This window comes from Sphingomonas sp. PAMC 26617 (genome assembly GCF_000242835.1).
In the GTDB taxonomy this organism is placed as follows: Bacteria; Pseudomonadota; Alphaproteobacteria; order Sphingomonadales; family Sphingomonadaceae; genus Sphingomonas.
The window spans coordinates 696,933-717,336 of sequence record NZ_JH594425.1 but is presented as its reverse complement, the minus strand read 5'-3'; the positions used below and the strand labels follow the sequence as shown (position 1 = coordinate 717,336).

Below are 20,404 nucleotides of genomic sequence, written 5' to 3'. Positions count from 1 at the left end.
ACCCCTTACAAGCAACGAGGTACTCATGGCAGCCGACTGGACCGCGATCGAGGGGCTTCCCAGCCCCCGGCTTGAAACCCTGTTCGCAGACGATGCCGAGCGGCTCGCGCGCTTCAGCGTCGATGTCGCGGGAATCCACTTCGACTGGTCGAAGACGCATCTGACCGAACAGGCCCTCGCCGCCTTCGAAACGCTTGCCAAGGCGCAGGACCTGCACGGCAAGCGCGAGGCGTTGTTCTCGGGTGCCGTCATCAACACGACCGAGGGCCGCGCCGCGACGCATGTCGCCGAACGCGGCGAGGGTTCCGAGGACGATGTCGCCGCCGCCCGCATCCTCCACGCACGGATGCGTGCGCTGATCGATGCGATCGAGGGCGGCGCGCTCGGGGAGATCCGTCACGTGCTTCACGTCGGGATCGGCGGCTCGGCGCTCGGGCCGGACTTGCTGGTCGATGCGCTGGGGCGTGAATCGGGCCGCTACGACGTCGCGATCGTCTCCAACGTGGACGGCGTCGCGCTCGAGGAAGCGTTTGCCAAGTTCGATCCGACCGCGACGCTGCTGGTCGTCGCGTCCAAGACCTTCACCACCAAGGAAACCATGCTCAACGCCGAATCGGTGATGCAGTGGATGGGCGAGGGTGGCGTCGACGACGTCTATGGCCGCGTGATCGCGCTGACCGCGGACCCCGACAAGGCGGTCGAATGGGGTGTCGACGAAACCCGCGTGCTGCCATTCGCGGAAAGCGTCGGCGGGCGCTATTCGCTCTGGTCGTCGATCGGCTTCCCCGCGGCGCTCGCGCTCGGCTGGGACGAGTTCTCGGACATGCTCGAGGGCGCGGGCGAGATGGACCGGCATTTCCGCCAGACCTCGCTGGCACACAACGCACCGGTGCTCGCTGCGTTTGCGGACCTGTATTACACCCACAACCGCCACGCCGAGACGCGCGCGACCTTCGCCTATGACGAGCGGCTGCGGTTGCTGCCGTCCTATCTCCAGCAGCTCGAAATGGAATCGAACGGCAAAGGCGTCACGATCGACGGCGAACCGCTGAAGGGACCGTCGGCACCGATCACCTGGGGTGGCGTCGGCACCGATGCGCAGCATGCGGTGTTCCAGCTGCTCCATCAGGGCACGCATCTCGTGCCGGTCGAGTTCGTCGCGGTGATCGAGGCGGGCGATACGCTGGCCGAGGATCACCATCGCCAGCTTTTGCTCAACGCGTTCGCGCAGGGGGCCGCGCTGATGAAGGGTCGCCCGAACGACGATGCCGCGCGCAGCTATTCGGGCGATCGTCCGTCGTCGACGATCCTGCTCGACGATCTCGACGCGCGGACGCTCGGCGCGCTGATCGCCTTCTACGAACAGCGCGTGTTCGTGAATGCGGTGCTGATCGGGATCAACCCGTTCGACCAGTTCGGGGTCGAGCTCGGCAAGGAAATGGCCAAGGCGGCGGATGCGGGCGGGCAAGAGTTCGACGTGTCGACCACCGACCTGATCAAGCGCGCGTTCGGATGATCGTGCTGGCGGCGGCGATGGCTTCGATGACGGTGACGGACATGCGCCACCAGCGCCGGGTGCTGATCGTCGCCGCGCCCGATATGGCGGATGCGCGCAGAGTCGCGCAGGACGCTGCATTGGCGGGGATGACCAAGGACCTCGACGACCGTGACGTGACGGTGGTCGAGGTTACGGGCGATACGGTCAAAGGCGCGGCGGACTCTGCTGCATCGCTGCGCGAACGATGGCGGTTGCCCAAAGCGGCGTTTGGCGTGGTGCTCGTCGGCAAGGACGGTCACGCGGCGCTGCGCCGGTCCGGGCCGATCGACGCCGCCGCGCTGTTCGCGACGATCGACGGGATGCCGATGCGCCGCGCGGGACAGCGGTAGCGATACGCGGATCTGTCCCGATCCGTGGGGGGCGGTGACCAACCAAGTTTACAGGCCGCGTGTTTCGCGGCTGCAGAAGGACAAGACATGGCTGAGTATGACTACGACCTCTTCGTCATCGGTGCAGGCTCCGGCGGCACCCGCGCCTCGCGCGTCGCGGCGGCGCATGGCGCGAAGGTCGCGGTAGCCGAGGAACATCGTGTCGGCGGCACCTGCGTCATCCGCGGTTGCGTGCCCAAGAAGCTGCTCGTCTATGGCGCGCATTTCGCGGAAGATCTGAAGGACGCGAAGCGGTTCGGCTGGGACGTGCCCGACAATCTCGGGTTCGACTGGGTCCGGCTGCGCGACAATGTGATGGAGGAGGTCGACCGGATCAACCGCGCTTATACCGACACGCTCAACAACAATGGCGTCGACATCATCCTCGACCGCGCGACCGTCACGGGTCCGCATTCGGTCCGGCTCGGCAACGGGCGCGAAGTGACCGCGGACAAGATCCTGATCGCGGTCGGTGCGACCCCGGTCGTCCCCGAATGCCCGGGGAGCGACCTCGGCATCACGTCCAACGAGGTATTCCACCTGGACGCGCTCCCCAAGCGGATCCTGATCGCGGGCGCGGGCTATATCGCCAACGAGTTCGCGGGCATCTTCAACGAATTCGGCACCAAGGTGACGCTGATCAACCGGACCGACGTGATCCTGCGTGGGTATGACGAATCGATCCGTGACCGGCTGTTGCAAATATCTATCATGAAGGGGCTCGAATTCCGCTTCAACGCCGCCTTCCAGGGGATCGAGAAGCAGGCCGACGGGTGTCTTCGCGTGTCGATGACCGGGCATGAGCCGATCGACGTCGATTGCGTGCTGTTCGCGACCGGGCGGTCGCCCAACACCGAAGGGCTCGGGCTCGACAGCGCGGGCGTCACGATGGACGACAAGGGCGCGATCGTCGTCGACGAGGACAACAAGTCGACCTGCGACAGCATCTACGCGGTCGGCGACGTCACCAACCGCGTCCAGCTCACCCCGGTCGCGATCCGCGAGGGGCAGGCGTTTGCCGACACGATGTACGGCAACAAGCCGCACCGGGTGGATTACGAGAACATCCCCTCGGCGGTGTTCAGCCATCCCCCGATGGCGGGCGTCGGGCTGACCGAGGCGCAGGCGAAAAACAAGTTCGGCTCGGTCAAGGTCTACACGTCCGACTTCCGTCCGATGAAGAACGTGCTGGCGGGCCGCAACGAGCGCGCTTTGTATAAGATGGTGTGCAACGCCGAGACCGGGCAGGTGCTCGGTCTTCACATGATCGGGCCGGACTCGCCCGAGATCCTGCAGGCGGCGGCGGTCGCGGTGAAGGCCGGGCTGACCAAGGACGCGTTCGACCAGACCGTTGCGCTGCACCCGTCGATGGCGGAGGAACTGGTATTGCTGCGGTAAGCGCTGCTGGCCGTTACAACCGACCCCGCGTGCGCATCGCCCGATGCAGCACGCGGCACCCGCCCCACCCAGCGTCATGCTGAACTTGTTTCAGCATCCACCGCGCAACGATCTCGGATCGGACTTGCTGCACGGTGGACCCTGAAACGAGTTCAGGGTGACGCGATTGTTCCAACGGACAGGCCGCAAACCTGTCCAGCCCATCCCCTCCCGCTTACCAGATATGCACCCGGTCCGCCGGGGCCAGATACAGCTTGTCGCCAGGCTTCACCCCGAACGCCGCATACCAGGCGTCGACGTTCCGCACGATCCCGTTGACCCGGTAGAAGGGTGGCGAATGCGGGTCGGTCAGCAACCGGGTACGGAGTGCACCCTCGCGGACTTTCGATTGCCACGCCTGCGCATAGGACAGGAAGAAGCGCTGGTCGCCGGTCAGCCCGTCGATCACCGGGGCCTTGCCGTGGGTCTGCTGATACTTCTGATAGGCGGCATACGCCGTCTCGACCCCGCCGAGATCGCCGATATTCTCGCCGAGTGTCAGCGCGCCCTTCACATGGACGCCGGGGATCGGCTCATAGGCGTCATATTGCTGGCTGAGCGCACCGGTCCGCGCCTTGAAGGCGGTCTTTGCGGCCGGCGTCCACCAATTCTCGAACTTGCCGCTCGGCCCGAACAGGCTGCCCTGATCGTCGAAGCCATGCCCCATCTCATGCCCGATGATCGCCCCGATCGCGCCATAGTTGATCGCGGCATCCGCCTTGGGGTCGAAATACGGTGCCTGCAGGATCGCGGCGGGGAAGGTGATCTGGTTCGCCAGCGGGTCGTAATAGGCGTTCACCGTCTGCGGGGTCATGTCCCACAAAGTCCGGTCGACCGGAGCCTTCAATCGAGAGAGATCGAGCCGGTGCTGGAATTCGCCCGCGCGGATCGCATTACCGAGCGGATCGCCCCGGACGACCTGCAGCGAGGTGTAGTCGATATATTTCACCGGATGTCCGACGCGCGGGTCGAACGCCGCGAGCTTGGCGAGCGCCGCGGTCTTGGTCTTTTCGTCCATCCAGCTGTTGGCGGTGATCCGGTCCTTGTAGGCGGCGCGCAGGTTGGTGATCAACTCGCCCATCTTGGCTTCGCTTTCGGGCGGATAGTGGCGCTTGACATAGATCTCGCCGATCGCCTCGCCCATCGTCCCGTTGACCATCGCGATCCCGCGCTTCCAGCGCGCCCGCTGCGAGGGCTGGTCGCTGAGCGTCTTGCCGTAGAAATCGAAGGTTGCCGCGTCGAACGTCTTCGGCAGCATCGGCGCTGCGGCAACCGCGAAGCGGAATTTCATCCAGTCCTGCCAGGTCGATACCGGCGTGGCGGCGAAGATCTTGGCGAGCCCGGTCAGCGCGGTCGAGTTGCTCATGATGACGACCGGGAAATCGCCGTATCCCGATGTCTGGAGCAGCAACGGCCAGTCGAATTCGGGCGCGAGCGCGGTCCGCTGCGCTGCGGTCATCGGCTTCAGCATCGCCATCAGGTCGCGGGACTGGACCGGCGACCATTGCACCTTCGCCATCGCTGTCTCGAGCGCGATGATCCGGTCGGCGCGCGCGCTCGCGTCGGTCAGGCCCGACAGCGTCAGCATCCGCTCGACATAGGCGCGGTAGGCGGTGCGGAACGCGTCGTATTTGGGGCCGGTCTCGAGATAATAGTCGCGCCCGCCCATGCCGAGCGACCCCTGGCCGGTACCGACGGTGTATTTCGAGGGATCGGACGGGTTGGGAAGCTGGCCGATCTCGACCGGGCTGGCGTAGCCGGGGGTCGCGAACAACGCCTGCAGCTTGGCGCGGTCGGTCGCCGCGTCGATCCTGGCGAAATAGGGCGCGAGCGGTGCTGCGCCCGCCTTGTCGATCGCGGCTTCGTCCATGAAGCTCGCGTAGAGATCGCCGAACTGCTTCGCGCCTGCGCCGACCACAGCAGGGTTGGCGGCGGCATCGTCGAGGATCCTGCGGACGTTGGCTTCCGCCTCGTCGACCAGCACGACCGCATAGCCTGCCGAGGTGCGATCCGCCGCGATCTGCGTCCGCTTGTCCCAGCCGCCATTGGCATAGGTCCAGAAATCGTCGCCGGGCTTGATCGTCTTCTCCTGCGTCGTCAGGTCGAGGCCGAAGCTGCCGTAGCGCGCGCCCGTGGCCGGTGCCGCGGGGGTCGGTTCGGCGGCGACGAACGCGGGTGTCGCCAGCGTGCCCAGCGCAAGCGTGGTGGATAGACGAAGCATAAGCAAAGGACGCATGGATTTCCCTCCCTGTGTTTTACCCGACTATAGCGCTGACTTCTGGCGGCGCAATTGGCCGCGCGCATCGTTGGTTTGAAGGACGCGCTGTTGCCTTCTGCCCTGAAAACGCGAAAAGAACCCGCAACCGGGTGTTCAAGCCGATCCTTAGGAGTTGCCATGTCCTCGACCATCGCCGAACTGGAACGCAAGCGCGCTGCGGCGCGGCTGGGCGGGGGCGAGAAGCGCATTGCCGCACAGCACGCCAAGGGCAAGCTGACCGCGCGCGAGCGGCTCGACGTGCTGCTCGACGAGGGCTCGTTCGAGGAACTCGACATGTACGTCGAGCATAATTGCGTCGACTTCGGGATGCAGGACCAGATCGTCCCGGGCGACGGCGTCGTCACCGGGTCGGGCACGATCAACGGACGACTGGTGTTCGTGTTCAGCCAGGATTTCACCGTCTTCGGTGGTTCGCTGTCCGAGCGCCACGCGCAGAAGATCTGCAAGATCATGGACATGGCGCTCAAGGTCGGCGCGCCGGTGATCGGCCTCAACGACAGCGGCGGCGCGCGCATCCAGGAGGGCGTCGCCTCGCTCGGCGGTTATGCCGAGGTGTTCCAGCGCAACGTGCTGGCGAGCGGCGTGGTGCCGCAGATCTCGCTCATCATGGGGCCATGCGCTGGCGGTGCGGTCTATTCGCCCGCGATGACCGACTTCATCTTCATGGTGAAGGATAGCTCCTACATGTTCGTCACCGGCCCCGACGTGGTGAAGACCGTCACCAACGAGGTCGTCACGCAGGAGGACCTCGGCGGCGCGGTCACGCATACGACCAAGTCCGGCGTCGCCGACGTCGCGTTCGAGAACGACATCGAGGCGCTGCTCGCGGCGCGCGATTTCATCGATTTCCTCCCCGCGTCGAACCGCGAGGGATCGCCCGAGCGGCCGTCGTCCGATCCGTGGGACCGGCTCGAGGAGTCGCTCGACACGCTGGTGCCCGCGTCCGCGAACCAGCCGTACGACATGCACGAGCTGATCCGGAAGACCGTCGACGAAGGCGATTTCTTCGAGGTCCAGCCGACGCACGCTGCCAACATCATCACCGGCTTCGGGCGGATCGAGGGGCGCACCGTCGGCTTCGTCGCGAACCAGCCGATGGTGCTGGCGGGGTGCCTCGACATCAATTCGTCGAAGAAGGCCGCGCGGTTCGTGCGCTTCTGCGATGCGTTCGAGATTCCGATCGTCACTTTCGTCGACGTGCCGGGGTTCCTGCCGGGGACCGCGCAGGAATTGAACGGGATCATCAAGCACGGCGCGAAGCTGCTGTTCGCTTACGCCGAAGCGACCGTCCCCAAGATCACCGTCATCACGCGCAAGGCGTATGGCGGCGCGTATGACGTGATGGCGTCGAAGCATCTGCGCGGCGACCTCAACTATGCCTGGCCGACCGCCGAGATCGCGGTGATGGGCGCGAAGGGGGCGGTCGAGATCATCTTCCGCGGCCGCACGCCCGAGGAAATCGCCGAGCAGACCGCGCAGTACGAAGCGCGCTTCGCCAACCCGTTCGTCGCGGCGAGCAAGGGCTTCATCGATGAAGTGATCCAGCCGCACTCGACTCGCCGCCGGATCGCGCTCGGCTTGCGCAAGCTGCGCGGCAAGGCGCTCGAGAATCCGTGGAAGAAGCACGACAACATTCCGCTCTGAACCCATCCGCGCGCCGTCTTGCAACCGGCCCGGTCCACCTTATAATGTGCTTATAAGGAGTGCCTCGATGCAGACCGCGCGCGTGACGTTTCTGACGACTCCCGACAACAAGGCAGCGCTCGACGCCTATGCCGCGCGGACCGGTCATTCGGTCGGGCACGTGCTGCGCGAGGCGTCCAGGCGATACATGGCCGAAGGCGCGGCCGGTGAAGACGCGGACCTCGCGGCGCTGGTCAGCGAAGTCAACGTGGCAATGCCGCGCATGGCGGCGGCGCTCGACCGGATGATACAGACGCTCGACGCCACGCACGAAGAGGTCGACCGGACCCTGCGCGCGGCGGGCATCCGCACGTGAGTTCGCTGGGAGACGCCCTGGAGGCGATCCGCAACGTCGTGCTGATGCAGGAACGCCTGGAAGTGATGGACCGAAAGGTCGACCGGCTCGCCACCGATGTGAAGGGCCTGAGCGATTATGCCGCAACCATCGACAAGCGGGTCGTGCGGATCGAGACGATCATCGAGATGGGCACGCGGAGCAGCGCCCAGCCGCGGATCGAAGGCTGAACCCCGCACCGGTGCGCCATCCGCGGTTTTGCCTTTCGGCGCGGGCGCAATTTGGTAGCTAGGTTTCGTGGCGCTGTCCTGCACGTGGCGCCCGCCGATCCCACCACCCGGGTTGCGACGATCCGCATGGATCACGATCTTGCACCCGGGCACAGCGTCGTGCCGGAGTTGAGCCGTGGCTACTGATACCCCTCTCGATCGTTTCAAGGCCGTGCTCGGCGGGACCGCGCGCGTGCTCGCGGACGAACCCGAGATCGAGCTCGCCTATACCGCCGACGCGCCGACGCAATCGGGCAAGCATATCAAGGTGCCGATGCCTGCGCGCAGCCTGCCGCCCGAACAGGTCGCCGAGGCGCGTGGTTTCGCCGACGGGTTCGCGCTGCGGTTGCGGCATCACAACGCCGCGATCCACACGCGTCATGCACCGGGCGATGCGGTTGCGCGGGCGGTGTTCGATTCGGTCGAGAATGCGCGGGTCGAGGCGCTGGGGAGCCGCGGCTATGCCGGGATCACCGCGAACCTCGACAGCGCCCTCGAGACGCGGTTGCGCGCCGACCCGATCACGCGCGCACGGACGCGCGACGAGGTGCCGCTGTCGACCGCGCTTGCGCTGCTCGTGCGCGAGCGGCTGACCGGGGCGGCGCCGCCCGCCGTCGCCGACTCCGGGCTGGCGCTGGTGCGCGACTGGATCGAGCAGAAGGCGGGGACCGACCTCGACGGCCTCGCGCTCGCGATCGACGACCAGCGTGCGTTCGCCGGCATGGTCACGCGCGTGCTTGAGGATCTCGAGCTGGTCGAGGGCGACATGACGCCCGATGAATCGGGTGAGGGCGGCAACGAGGACGAAGGCACCGAGGAGCAGCAGCAGGAAAACGAGAGCGAGGACGGCGACGATCAGGGCGAGGAAGGCCAGGGTGAGATCGAGGCGCGCGGCTCCGACCAGGAGTCCGAGTCCGAGGACGGCGAAGGCCAGGAGCAGGGCGACGATTCGTTCGACGACATGGACGGCGAGCCGGGCGACGATGGCGAGGAGGGGATGCTTCCGGTCCGCCCCAACCGCCCCGCGCAGGATTTCGCGCCGCAGTTCGAATATAAGGCGTGGGCCACCGCCTATGACGAGGTGATCGCCGCGACCGACCTGTGCGATGCGGACGAACTCGTGCGGTTGCGCTCCTATCTCGACCAGCAGCTCGTGCATCTGCAGGGCGCGGTGACAAAGCTCGCGAACCGGCTCCAGCGCCGGCTGATGGCGCAGCAGAACCGCAGTTGGGATTTCGACCAGGAAGAAGGCATCCTCGACGCGGCGCGGCTCGCGCGGATCGTCGTCAACCCGACGCTGTCGCTCAGCTACAAGATCGAGCGCGAGACCGATTTCCGCGATACCGTCGTCACGCTGCTGATCGACAATTCGGGGTCGATGCGCGGCCGCCCGATCTCGATCGCGGCGATCAGCGCGGATATCCTCGCGCGCACGCTCGAGCGCTGCGGGGTCAAGACCGAGATCCTCGGCTTCACCACGCGCGCGTGGAAGGGCGGGCAATCGCGCGAGACGTGGCTGGCGGCGGGGCGTCCGCCCCAGCCCGGCCGACTCAACGACGTGCGCCACATCGTCTACAAGAAGGCCGACGAACCGTGGCGGCGCGCGCGCAACTCGCTCGGGCTGATGATGCGCGAGGGGCTGCTCAAGGAGAATATCGACGGCGAGGCGCTGCTGTGGGCGCATTCGCGGCTGATCGCGCGGCCTGAGGAGCGCAAGATCCTGATGGTCATCTCGGACGGCGCGCCGGTCGACGACTCGACGCTGTCGGTCAATTCGGGTTCGTATCTGGAACGCCATCTGCGGCAGGTGATCGGCTGGATCGAGGCGAAGTCGCCGGTCGAGCTCGCGGCGATCGGGATCGGGCATGACGTGACGCGCTATTATGCGCGCGCGGTGACGATCATGGATGCCGAGCAGCTGGGGGGCACGCTGATCGAGCAACTCGCGGCGTTGTTCGACACGCCGTGAGCGTGCCGGGGATCGTCGCGCCGCCCGGGGGGTTCATCGGCCCCGTCAAGCGGTCGGTGACGATCGCGGGGCACGCGACGTCGATCAGTCTCGAGCCCGTCTTCTGGCGCGCGCTGGACGATGCCGCGCGTGCGCGCGGGTTGCCGCTCAATGCGTTGATTGCGCAGGTCGACGCGCTGCGGATCACCGCCGAGGAGCCGCCGAACCTGGCGAGTGCGCTGCGGAGCTGGGTGGTTTCGGCGGGGGCGTGAAGCTTCCGCGATGGGGAACTCCGCATTCGTCCCCCACTGCCGTCATGCTGAACTTGTTTCAGCATCCACCGCGCGGCAGTCATGGACCGGATTTGTGGCGGGGTGGACCCTGAAACACGTTCAGGGTGACGCCGGGTATGGAAAGACCGCTTGCTCGGACCCACACCGCTGTCATCGGCGGGACAGCCACCCTCCCGCGCGCACAGATGAGAGTAATTCTCAATAGCGTTGACAATGCGAGTGACTCGCAATAGCGAGGGCCCAACGATAAGGGGTCTTTCAGTGTCACGTCTCGCAACAAGCAAGCCTGCCTATCTCGCCTTGTCCTGCGTCGGTGCCTTTGCCAGCTTGCCCGCGTTCGCCAACGACGCACCCCCGCCACCCCCCGCCAACGATGAAGACCCCGACCAGAAGCTCGACATCGTCGTCCACGGTCAGCGCGAGCCGCGCCGCGACCCCAAGCAGGTTGCGCCGCTCGTCGACACGGCCAAGTCGATCCTCGTCCTCGACAAGCAGGTGATCCAGCAGACCGGGTCGACCTCGCTTCAGGACGCGCTCCGCACCGTCCCCGGCATCACCTTCGGTGCGGCCGAGGGCGGGAATCCGATCGGCGATCGCCCCTTCATCCGTGGGTTCGACAGCCAGGGCAGCGTCTATGTCGATGGCGTGCGCGACCTGTCGTCGCAGACCCGCGAGGTGTTCGCGGTCGAGACGATCCAGATCGTGCGCGGGTCGGATTCGACGCTCGGCGGGCGCGGCAATGCCGGCGGGTCGCTCAACATCCTGTCGCGGCTGCCGCAACTCAAGACCTTCGGTTCGGTGAGCGGGAGCTACGGCAATGCCGACTTCAAGCGCGTCACCGGGGACGTGAACGTGCGCGTGAGCGACACCGCCGCGGTCCGGCTCCAGGGCCTATGGCACGACCAGAAGTTTGCGGACCGCGATTCGATCTACGCCAAACGCTGGGGCTTCGCGCCGAGCGTCACGCTTGGCCTCGGCACGCCGACCCGGCTGACCGCGAGCTATTACTATCTCGAGAACCACGAACTGCCCGACAGCGGCATCCCGTACCAATATGTCTGCTCGGCGACCAATTGCGCGTTGCCGGCGGGCAACGTCTTCACCACGCCCGCGATCGGCACGATCACCACGCGTGGCGGCCAGACCGGCACCGTCAAGCGCTCGGCGTTCTACGGCCTCGAGGATCGCGACTTCCGCGATGCCACCACCAATCAGGCGATGCTCCGGGTCGAGCAAGATTTCGGCAAGATCACGCTGCGCAACACCGCGCGCTACGCGCACAGCGAACAGTCCTATATCTTCACGCTCCCCGACGACAGCCAGGGCAATGTCTTCGGCACCGCTGCGACGAACCCAACCACGGGTGCGGCAGGCGCGCGCGGCGACGTGCTGACCGGCGGCTATGTGTGGCGGCGCGGCAATACGCGCTATGGCTATACCAAGAGCCTGATCGACCAGACCGACCTGAGCGGGACGATCACCACCGGCGGGATCAAGCACAGCTTCGCGGTCGGGACCGAAGTCGCGTGGGAAAAGACGCGGCGCGGGACCTTCGTCTCGGCCAACGGGTCGACCATCAGCCCGCGCTGCAACACCGCGACGATCGCGCGTTTCTATTGCACCAGCCTGTTCGACCCCAACCCGTCCGACCCCTGGGTCAATACCACCAGCGACACGTCGAGCGTCGCGACGCCGATCGTGCGCGGGGCCACCAACACCGAGACGCAGAACGATGCGACCACGATCTCGGTCTACGGGTTCGATTCGATCACGCTGCTCCCGCAACTGATGCTCAACCTCGGCGCGCGCTATGACCGGTTCAAGTCGACCGTGACGCTGCCGTTCGCCACCGGTGCCACAGCCTCGAAGCTGTCGCGGACCGACGCCCTGTTCAACTGGCAGGCAGGGCTGGTGTTCAAGCCGACCAGCGAGACGAGCCTCTACGCGAGCTACGCCACCGCGGCGACCCCACCCAACGCGCTGCTTGGCGAAGGGCGCGAGGACAATGCGCTGCCGACCACCAATACCGCGGCCAATCTCGCGATCCTCGACAGCCTCAAGGTCCAGAAGACCAAATCCTATGAGGTCGGCGCGAAGGCGAGCCTGTTCCACGAGCAACTCGCGCTGGGCGTGGCGGTGTTCCAGACCGACATCACCAACGCACGCGTCCAGGTCGACGCCAATACCGTCGGCTTTTTCGGCAAGACGCGGATCCGCGGGATCGAACTCAACGCCAGCGGGACGCTGCTGCCCGGCTGGACGGTATTCGGGGGCTATACCTATCTCGACCCGAAGATCATCGACGGCGGCAACAGCGCGCTGACCGCCGCCGCCAACGGCCCGGCGGCTGCGCAGACGGTCTATGTCGCGTCGGTCAACACCGGGAAGCAGGTGCCGCAGACCGCGCAGCACAGCTTCACCGCGACGACCAACTACGAAGTGGTCAAGGGCCTGCAGATCGGCGGCAGCGCGATCTACATGGGGCGGCAATATGGCGGCTATGCCGACAATCGCACCGCGACGCAGACCACCGCCGGGGTCGTCTCGATCAGTCCCGCTACCGTCACCCTGTCGCGCGGCATCCCCGATTACTGGCGCTTCGATGCGCGCGCGAGCTACGCGGTCACGCGCAATATCGAACTCAGCGTCAATGCGCAGAACCTGACCAACAAGGTCTATTTCACGCAGACCTTCGCCTCGCATTACGCGAGCATCGCGCCGGGCCGGACGGTGTTCGGCACGATCACCGCCAAATTCTGATGCTGACCGGGGAGCAACTGGCGGCACTGTCGCCCGAGGAGATCGCCGCGCATCTGGCAGGATCGCCCGAAGAGCGCGCGGCGTTCGTCCGCGCGGCGGCGGAGGCGGGCATCGCCGATGCGCAGGCGGTGTACGGCCAGATGCTGCTCGACGGGGCAGGGGTGGCGGCGGATGCCCCCGCCGCGCTCGAATGGTTCGTGCGCGCGGCGGCGCAGCATCATGTCATGGCGATCAACATGGTCGGGCGCTGCTACGATCTCGGCTGGGGGACCACGCCCGACAAGACGCGCGCCGCGGCGTGCTACCGGATCGCGGCGGAGCGGGGGCTCGATTGGGGGATGTATAACTACGCGACGTTGCTCGCGCTCGGGCAGGGCATGGCGGAGGACAAGGCGGCGGCGCTCGGCTGGTTCCGCAAAGCGGCGGCACTCGGCAACGCGAAGGCGATCAATTTCATCGGCAGCTTTCACGAAGACGGCTGGGTGGTCGAGCGCGACATGGCGGCAGCGGCGCTTTGCTACGCGCGCGCGGCGCAGGGCGGCGACTTTCGCGGCGCGTTCAACCATGCGCGGATGCTCGGCGCGGCGGGCAAGATTGAGGATGCGCTCGGCTGGCTCCGCCGCGTTGGCGCGAGCGCGACGCCTGCGTTCGTCGACAAGGCGGCGGCGTGGCTCGCGGCATCCGACATCGCGGCGTTCCGCGCGCGCGGCGTCCAGGCGATCCGGGGGGCGTCATGCTGACCGTGATCCCCGACTTGCTCACGCCCGCGCAAGTGTCCGATCTGCGCGCGGCGCTCGACGCCGCCGACTGGATCGACGGCAATGCGACCTCGGGCGCGCAATCCGCGCTCGCCAAGCGCAACACGCAATTGCCCGAGGACAGCGCCGCCGCGCGCACCGGCGGGGCGATGGTGCTCGATGCGCTCGCGGCGTCGCCACTGTTCGTGGCGGCGGCGCTCCCGCTGAAGGTCTTCCCGCCGCTGTTCAATCGCTATGCCGAGGGCGACGCGTTCGGCGCGCATGTCGACACCGCGATCCGTATCCGGCGCGGCAGCGACTTCCGCATCCGCAGCGACTTGTCGGCGACGCTCTTCCTGTCCGATCCCGACAGCTACGACGGAGGCGAACTCGTCATCGCGACGCAATTCGGCGAACAGCGCGTCAAGCTTCCGGCGGGGCAGCTCGTGCTCTATCCCGCGTCGAGCGTCCATCACGTCACCCCCGTCACGCGGGCAACGCGGATCGCATCGTTCTTCTGGCTTCAGTCGATGGTCCGCGACGATGCCGCGCGTGCGCTGCTGTTCGAACAGGACACTGCGATCCAGTCGATCGCAGCCCGGCTCGGCAGCGATGATCCCGAGATCGTCCGGCTGACGGGCGTCTATCACAATCTGTTGCGCCGCTGGGCGGAGGTCTGATGTCGAGAATTGCGCTGCGCAACGCCTGGTTCCAGGTGCACAAATGGATCGGGCTGCTGCTTGCGGTGCTGATCATCCCGCTCTCGCTCAGCGGTGCGATACTGGTGTGGGACGAAGCGGTCGATCGCGTCCTCAACCCGGCACGCTATGCGACGACCGGCCCGACCACGCTCGACCCGCAACGCTATGTCGCGGTGGCACGTGGGGTGCTCAAGCCCGGCGAGCGGATCGCCAGTCTTGCGCTGCCCGAGCGGGAGGGGCCGGTGCAGGTGACGGCGATCACCCCGCCCGATCCTGCCCGGCGCGGGCCGCCGCTGCGCACGACCGTCTATCTCGATCCGCCGACCGCGAAGATCCTTGCGGTCGGCTCCAGCGCGAGCGGCGTGCTCCGCGTGCTGCACAATCTCCACGGGAATCTGCTGGTGCCCGGCGTCGGGCGGCAGATCGTCGGGTGGATCGGGGTGGCGATGCTGCTGTCAAGCGTGTCGGGCTTGTGGCTGTGGTGGCCGACGGTCGGGCGCTGGGCGCGGGGCCTGCGCTGGCGGCGGCATCGCAACACCGATACCAATCTGCACCATCTGTTCGGCTTCTGGATCGCGCTGCCGTTGTTCGTGCTGTCGCTGACCGGGGTGTGGATTGCGTTCCCGCAGGTGTTCGCAGGCGGCGGTGGCGCGCCGCGTGGCCCGGGTGGTCCCGGCGGTGGGCGGCCGGTCGCGCTGGAGCGTCCGACGCTCGCGCTCGATGCCGTGCTTGCGCGGGCTGGCGGTGTGGCGCCGGGCACGGTGTCGCGCGTCGAGTGGCCGACGAACCGCAAGCCCGAGTGGAAGGTCCAGTTGGGCGAAGCGAAGAGCGTGACGGTCGACGATGCCACCGGGCGCGCGAAGCCCGCGCGCGCCGAACCCGAGACGCTCGCGCGGACGATGCGGCGGCTGCATGACGGGACGCGGATGGGATTCGTCTGGCAGCTGCTGGTGTTTCTGGGCGGCGTGCTGCCCGCAGTGCTGGCGGTGACGGGGATCATCATGTGGTGGCGCGCGCGGGGGTGGAAGGCGGCGCTGAAGGCAAAGCAGCGCGCGCGGGCTGCGGCGTAGGGGGGCTCTTCTTTCAAGCCTTTGCCACCGCTTGCCGTCGTTTCGGTCGGTCCTCAACATCCGTCATCCTGAACGCGTTTCAGGATCCAGCCCTCCGCGGGGGCGGACTATGCCTGTTGCGCGGTGGATGCTGAAACGAGTTCAGCATGACGGCGGCTTTTGAGGCGAGGGGTGACGATCAAACCTCAGGCCGCTCCATGCCCTGGTTCCGCCCGCGCGGGAAGGACGGAGTGTGAGAGGGCGCGTGCCGCCGTGATGCCCCCGACTTCGTTAGAAAGGTTCGCGTCCCTGCACCGGGCAGCGACGCAAACCTGTTCACCCGACCGCCTACCGCCCCAGCAACACCCGTGCCTGACCGGCGATCTGCGCCAGCATCGCGGCATTGGGCGCAGGCGCCAGCCGCGCGCGGTCGACCACCGCCTTGAACTGCGCGACGCGCGCCGCATTGTCACCGAGCCACGTCTCGACCAGCGCCTGCGGATCGCGCTTCCCGCCCGCCGAGCGCGCGAGGAACTCGAGCCGCAATTGCTGGAAGTCGCGCGCCAGCCCCGCGATTAGCAGCCGCTCCCACGGGTCGCTCGAATCGATCCGCGCCGCATTCGCCTGCGCCCAGTCGAGCCCGAGCGCCTGCCCGAGCCGCGTGAACGCGCGCGTCAGCACGGTCTCGTCAATCCCGAGCCGGTCGCCGAGATCGGCAAGCCCGACCGCGCCGTCGAGCTCGAACAGCCGCACGACCTTCTGCACCAGCGCGGCCGGCGCGCCCGCCGCTTCCAAAGCGCCCGCGATCCGCGCGCTCTGCGCGCTCGCTTCGTCGAGCAGCAACGCCTTGGTCTGCCGGTCGAGTTCGACGATGCCCTTGCCGAGCCGCTTGAGCGTATCGCCCGGCCCCGACCCGGTCCGCGTTGCGCGGAGCAGGTCCGCGATCTGCGAGCGCGTCGCCACCGCGACCTCGTCGAACAGCGCGATCCGCGCTGCCTCGGGCATGTCGGTCGTCTCGATCTCGCGCCACAGGGCGGGGAGGTCGAACAGACGTTCCGCGACGACGAACATGCCCGCGATGTCGCTCATCGCGGCGCCTTCTTCCTCGGCCAGTTCGAACGGGTAGAGCACGCCCATCCGGTTGACGATGCGGTTGGCGAGCTTGGTCGCGACGATCTCGCCGCGCAGCCGATGCTCGTCGATCGCCTTGCCGAACCGTTCCTGCATCGCGCGCGGGAAGGCGGCGTGGAGATCGGGCAGCAATTCATCGGCGAGGCCAAGCCCCGACCGTTCGATCGCCGCCTGCAACGCAAGCTTTGCGGTCGCGAGCAGCACCGCAAGCTCGGGCCGGGTAAGCCCGCGGCCCTCGGCCGAGCGGCGGAGCAGGTCGTCATTCCCCGCCAGCCCCTCGACCGCGCGGTCGAGCGAGCCCGACGCCTCGAAGATCTCGATCAGCCGGACATAGCTCGGCACGGTCTGTGCCCCGCCCGCCTCGGCGATCGACAGCGCGAGCGTCTGGAGCCGATTGTCCTCGAGCACCAGATGCGCGACGTCGTCGGTCATCCCGGCGAGGAAGGCGTTGCGATCCTCGAACGCGAGGCGGCCCTCGATCATCTCGCGGTTGAGCGCGATCTTGATGTTGACCTCATTGTCCGAGCAATCGACGCCCGCCGAATTGTCGATGAAGTCGGTGTTGATCCGGCCGCCATGCGCCGAGAAGGCGATGCGGGCGGCCTGCGTTACGCCCAGGTTCGCGCCTTCGCCGATTGCGGTCGCGCGCAGATCCTCGGCATCGACGCGGAGCCGATCGTTGGCCGGGTCGCCGACCGCGATGTTGTTCTCGGCGCGCGCCTTCACATAGGTGCCGATCCCGCCGAACCAGATCAGGTCGACCGGGCTCTTGAGGATCGCCGAGATCAGCGCGCCCGGCTCCATCTCGCGGTCTGCGATGCCGAGCGCGGTGCGGACTTCGTCGGTCAGCGCGATCACCTTGGCGGTGCGCGGGAACACCCCGCCGCCCGCCGAAATCAGCGCGCCGTCATAATCCGCCCAGCTCGAACGCGGCAGCGCGAACATCCGCGTGCGCTCGGCGAACGAGGCGGCGGGATCGGGGTTGGGATCGAGGAAGATGTGGCGGTGGTCGAACGCCGCGACGATCTTGAGTTCGTGGCTCAGCAACATGCCGTTGCCGAACACGTCGCCCGACATGTCGCCGCACCCGACGACGCGGATCGGCTGCGTCTGGACGTCGGTGCCACGCTCGGCGAAGTGGCGCTGGACGCTGACCCACGCGCCCTTGGCGGTAATCCCCATCGCCTTGTGGTCGTAACCGACCGACCCGCCGCTCGCGAACGCATCGCCCAGCCAGAAGCCGTGCTCGAGCGCGATCGCATTGGCGACGTCGGAGAAGGTCGCGGTGCCCTTGTCGGCGGCGACGACGAAATAGGGATCCTCGCCGTCATGCACGACAACGTCCTGCGGGTGGACCACCGCACCCTCGACGATGTTGTCGGTGATCGACAGCAAGGTCCGGATGAACACGCGGTAGCTTTCGGTCCCCTCGGCAAGCCACGCATCGCGGTTCGACGCGGGCGGAAGCTGCTTGGGATAGAAGCCGCCCTTCGCGCCGGTCGGCACGATCACCGCATTCTTGACGCGCTGCGCCTTCATCAGCCCGAGGATCTCGGTACGGAAGTCGTCGCGCCGGTCGGACCAGCGCAGGCCGCCGCGCGCGACCGGGCCGGCGCGCAGATGGATGCCCTCGATCCGCGCGGAATAGACCCACATCTCGCGCCACGGAACAGGCGCCGGGAGGCCGGGAATGAGGTGGCTGTCGAGCTTGAACGCGAGCGCGACCTGGCCGGCGGGCGCGAACGCGTTGGTGCGCAGCGTCGCGGCGATCACGCTGCGCAGCGAGCGCAGGATACGGTCGTCGTCGATCGCGGACACGGCATCGAGCCCCGCATCGATCGCGGCATCGGCAGCTTCGATCCCCGAACGATCGCGCTTCGGATCGTGCGCGGCGGTGAACCGCTCGACCAGCGCGGCGGCGACCTTCGGCGCGCGCCGCAGCGCATCGACCACGGTGACGAGGCCATAGGTCAGCCCCGCCTGCCGCAGATAGCGGAACCACGCACGGAACAGCAGCACCGATTCCGAGGACAGCCCGGCATCGACGATCAGCCGGTTGAACGCATCGTTCTCGGCGCGATTCTCGAGCACCGCGCGTATCGCGTCCTCGAGCAGTGTCGCATCGGGGACAGTCCCGCCCATCTCGACGAGGAATTCGTGGACGAACCCCTGTTCGTCGCCGAGCAGCGCGGTGGGGAGTTCCTCGATCACGCGGAAGCCGAAATTCTCGAGCACCGGCACTGCATCCGACAGCGCGAGCGCACCGCCCTCGCGGTAGATCTTGAGCCGGGTCGCGCCGCGCTCGTCGCGGTACAGCCGGACCGAACGGTCGCCCGGGTTTTCCAGCCGCGCCAGCCGCACGATGTCGCGCGCGGCTTCATCCGCGGTGTTGGCCGCGCGATACCCCTGCGGGAACCCCGCGGCATGTTTGAGCGCAAGCCGCGCTGCCCGCGCGGCATCGGTCTGCTCGACCAGTGCCGCCTCGACCGCGGGAACCCAGCCGCGCACCATCCGCGCGATCCGCGTATCCAGCGCCTCGGTCTCGGGCAGCACGCCGCCTTCGCGCAGGTCGAGCGTGAAGCGGATCAGCGCGATCGTGTCGTCGACCGCGATCGACCAGTTGAGCACGCTCGCGTTCGCGGCCTCGGCAAGCATCTCGCCGATCGCGAGACGGCGCGCCGTGGTCAGGTCGTCGCGCGGCAGCCACACGAACGCGAACAGATGCCGCCCGAGCGTGCTGCGCACCAGCACCAGCTTGGGCCGCGGGCGATCCGCCAGCGACATCGCGGTCAGCGCGACATTCTCGAGCGCCTCGGGCGTGAAACCGGTGATCAGGTCATGCGGCAGCGCGGCGAGCGCATGCGTCAGCGCCTTGCCGGTATGCCCCTTCGGATCGAACCCGAACTTCGCCTCGAGCGCGGCGAGCCGTGCGCGCAGCACGGGGACATCCTCGGGCGCCGCGCCGAGCGCGGCGCTGGTCCACAGCCCCGAATGGATCGACAAGCCCGCCACGCGCGCGCCGTCGCGCAGCGGCACGAGGACTAGATCGAGCGGGACGTGCCGGTGGACGCCCGAAATGAGGTTGGACTTGAGCAGGAGCGGGGCCTCGCCACCATCCTCGAACCAGCGCATCGCAAGCACGCGCGACGCTTCGGCGAGGATCGGTACGGGTTGCGGATTGCGCGCGATGCCGAGGGCCTGCGCTTCGGTGGCTTCATCAGTCGTGCCGGTACCCGACCCAGTACCCGACCACGTCTGGTGCCCGAGCAGCGTCATGTTGCGGTCGAGCAGCCAGGCGAGCAGCGCGCTGCCTTCGCCCTCGGGCAGCGTCGCGATATCCGCCGCCAGCGCGTCCTGCAGCGCATGCCAGTCGCCGACCGCGGCGCGCACATCCGCGAGGTTCTTGGCAAGGTCGGTGACGAGCTCGCGCCGCTCGCGCGCATCGACGCGTTCGAGCTCGATATAGATCATCGATTCGGCGGGACCCTCGTCGACTTCGGTCAGCGCGCCGTCCGAATCGCGCGTCACGCGCAGCACGGGGTGAATGATCCGGTCGATCGAAATATCGTGCGCGCCGATCGTCGCGGCGATCGAATCGACCAGGAAGGGCATGTCGTCATTGACGATCGCGAGCCGCATCAGGCGGCGCGGGTCGGTCGCCGGGAGCGGCTCGAGCGCGATCGTCGCGGTGGCGGGTGCGCGCTGCTCGGCGGTGGCGGCGACGAAGCCGGCGGCGGTGGCACGCTCGGCCTCCCCAAAGCCCTGCAATTCTCCGGGGAGAGCACCTTTGGTAAGCCGGACGGCAAGCGCATCCGACAGCGATTTGAGCGTGGTCTTAGGCATGCGCGCCCCTATGCGCCGGTCGCACCGCGACCTCAAGACTTGTGGCGGTGCAAC

General features: G+C 67.4%; 14 protein-coding genes. 12 read left to right on the top strand and 2 right to left on the bottom strand.

The features are described 5' to 3' along the window. The first annotated feature begins 25 nt into the window (after nt 1-25). From pgi to gorA, 3 genes are all read left to right on the top strand, one after another. On the top strand, nt 26-1,516 hold the full coding sequence (pgi, locus tag RH91_RS02890) for a glucose-6-phosphate isomerase (protein WP_010161020.1): 1,491 nt from the start codon (nt 26-28) through the stop codon (nt 1,514-1,516). Further along, nucleotides 1,513-1,887: a DUF4174 domain-containing protein gene (locus RH91_RS02885; protein WP_010161019.1), complete on the top strand. Its 375-nt coding sequence runs from the start codon at nt 1,513-1,515 to the stop codon at nt 1,885-1,887. Before pgi ends, RH91_RS02885 begins: the two co-directional genes overlap by 4 nt. An 87-nt stretch (nt 1,888-1,974) precedes the next feature. Next, entirely contained in the window at nt 1,975-3,324 is a 1,350-nt protein-coding gene (gorA, locus tag RH91_RS02880; RefSeq protein ID WP_010161018.1) for a glutathione-disulfide reductase, read from the top strand. Between the two features lie 214 nt (nt 3,325-3,538). Here gorA and RH91_RS02875 read toward each other — a convergent pair whose 3' ends face one another. Further along, nucleotides 3,539-5,584 (bottom strand): M13 family metallopeptidase, encoded by a 2,046-nt coding sequence (locus RH91_RS02875; protein ID WP_010161016.1) that lies wholly within the window; start codon nt 5,582-5,584, stop codon nt 3,539-3,541. Nucleotides 5,585-5,758: 174 nt separating this feature from the next. On the opposite strand from RH91_RS02875, the gene RH91_RS02870 reads away from it, so the two are divergent. The 9 genes from RH91_RS02870 to RH91_RS02830 all read left to right on the top strand — a co-directional run bounded on the left by RH91_RS02870 (nt 5,759) and on the right by RH91_RS02830 (nt 15,397). Beyond that, nucleotides 5,759-7,285: an acyl-CoA carboxylase subunit beta gene (locus RH91_RS02870; protein WP_010161015.1), complete on the top strand. Its 1,527-nt coding sequence runs from the start codon at nt 5,759-5,761 to the stop codon at nt 7,283-7,285. Between the two features lie 67 nt (nt 7,286-7,352). Beyond that, nucleotides 7,353-7,640, top strand: a complete 288-nt coding sequence (locus tag RH91_RS02865) for a hypothetical protein (RefSeq protein ID WP_010161014.1) — start codon at nt 7,353-7,355, stop codon at nt 7,638-7,640. After that, nucleotides 7,637-7,849, top strand: a complete 213-nt coding sequence (locus RH91_RS02860) for a hypothetical protein (protein WP_010161013.1) — start codon at nt 7,637-7,639, stop codon at nt 7,847-7,849. The genes RH91_RS02865 and RH91_RS02860 overlap by 4 nt, the downstream gene beginning before the upstream one ends. A gap of 175 nt (nt 7,850-8,024) precedes the next feature. Then, nucleotides 8,025-9,857, top strand: coding sequence for a cobaltochelatase subunit CobT (cobT, locus tag RH91_RS02855; protein WP_010161012.1), 1,833 nt, complete (start codon nt 8,025-8,027; stop codon nt 9,855-9,857). Next, nucleotides 9,854-10,108: a ribbon-helix-helix domain-containing protein gene (locus tag RH91_RS02850; RefSeq protein WP_010161011.1), complete on the top strand. Its 255-nt coding sequence runs from the start codon at nt 9,854-9,856 to the stop codon at nt 10,106-10,108. The genes cobT and RH91_RS02850 overlap by 4 nt, the downstream gene beginning before the upstream one ends. A gap of 282 nt (nt 10,109-10,390) precedes the next feature. Then, nucleotides 10,391-12,889: a TonB-dependent receptor gene (locus RH91_RS02845; RefSeq protein WP_010161010.1), complete on the top strand. Its 2,499-nt coding sequence runs from the start codon at nt 10,391-10,393 to the stop codon at nt 12,887-12,889. Beyond that, nucleotides 12,889-13,629, top strand: a complete 741-nt coding sequence (locus RH91_RS02840; protein WP_010161009.1) for a tetratricopeptide repeat protein — start codon at nt 12,889-12,891, stop codon at nt 13,627-13,629. The genes RH91_RS02845 and RH91_RS02840 overlap by 1 nt, the downstream gene beginning before the upstream one ends. Then, nucleotides 13,623-14,306 (top strand): Fe2+-dependent dioxygenase, encoded by a 684-nt coding sequence (locus RH91_RS02835; protein WP_010161008.1) that lies wholly within the window; start codon nt 13,623-13,625, stop codon nt 14,304-14,306. Before RH91_RS02840 ends, RH91_RS02835 begins: the two co-directional genes overlap by 7 nt. Beyond that, a complete protein-coding gene (locus RH91_RS02830) occupies nt 14,306-15,397 on the top strand; it encodes a PepSY-associated TM helix domain-containing protein (RefSeq protein ID WP_010161007.1) in 1,092 nt (363 codons plus the stop codon). The genes RH91_RS02835 and RH91_RS02830 overlap by 1 nt, the downstream gene beginning before the upstream one ends. Before the next feature lie 327 nt (nt 15,398-15,724). Here RH91_RS02830 and RH91_RS02825 read toward each other — a convergent pair whose 3' ends face one another. Beyond that, nucleotides 15,725-20,350 (bottom strand): NAD-glutamate dehydrogenase, encoded by a 4,626-nt coding sequence (locus tag RH91_RS02825; protein ID WP_010161006.1) that lies wholly within the window; start codon nt 20,348-20,350, stop codon nt 15,725-15,727. Between the last annotated feature and the right edge of the window lie 54 nt (nt 20,351-20,404).

Coding starts and splice junctions, on each gene's coding strand:
- pgi (WP_010161020.1), top strand. CDS start 26: ATGGCAGCCGACTGGACCGCGATCGAGGGGCTTCCCAGCCCCCGGCTT.
- RH91_RS02885 (WP_010161019.1), top strand. CDS start 1,513: ATGATCGTGCTGGCGGCGGCGATGGCTTCGATGACGGTGACGGACATG.
- gorA (WP_010161018.1), top strand. CDS start 1,975: ATGGCTGAGTATGACTACGACCTCTTCGTCATCGGTGCAGGCTCCGGC.
- RH91_RS02875 (WP_010161016.1), bottom strand. CDS start 5,584: ATGCTTCGTCTATCCACCACGCTTGCGCTGGGCACGCTGGCGACACCC.
- RH91_RS02870 (WP_010161015.1), top strand. CDS start 5,759: ATGTCCTCGACCATCGCCGAACTGGAACGCAAGCGCGCTGCGGCGCGG.
- RH91_RS02865 (WP_010161014.1), top strand. CDS start 7,353: ATGCAGACCGCGCGCGTGACGTTTCTGACGACTCCCGACAACAAGGCA.
- RH91_RS02840 (WP_010161009.1), top strand. CDS start 12,889: ATGCTGACCGGGGAGCAACTGGCGGCACTGTCGCCCGAGGAGATCGCC.
- RH91_RS02835 (WP_010161008.1), top strand. CDS start 13,623: ATGCTGACCGTGATCCCCGACTTGCTCACGCCCGCGCAAGTGTCCGAT.
- RH91_RS02830 (WP_010161007.1), top strand. CDS start 14,306: ATGTCGAGAATTGCGCTGCGCAACGCCTGGTTCCAGGTGCACAAATGG.
- RH91_RS02825 (WP_010161006.1), bottom strand. CDS start 20,350: ATGCCTAAGACCACGCTCAAATCGCTGTCGGATGCGCTTGCCGTCCGG.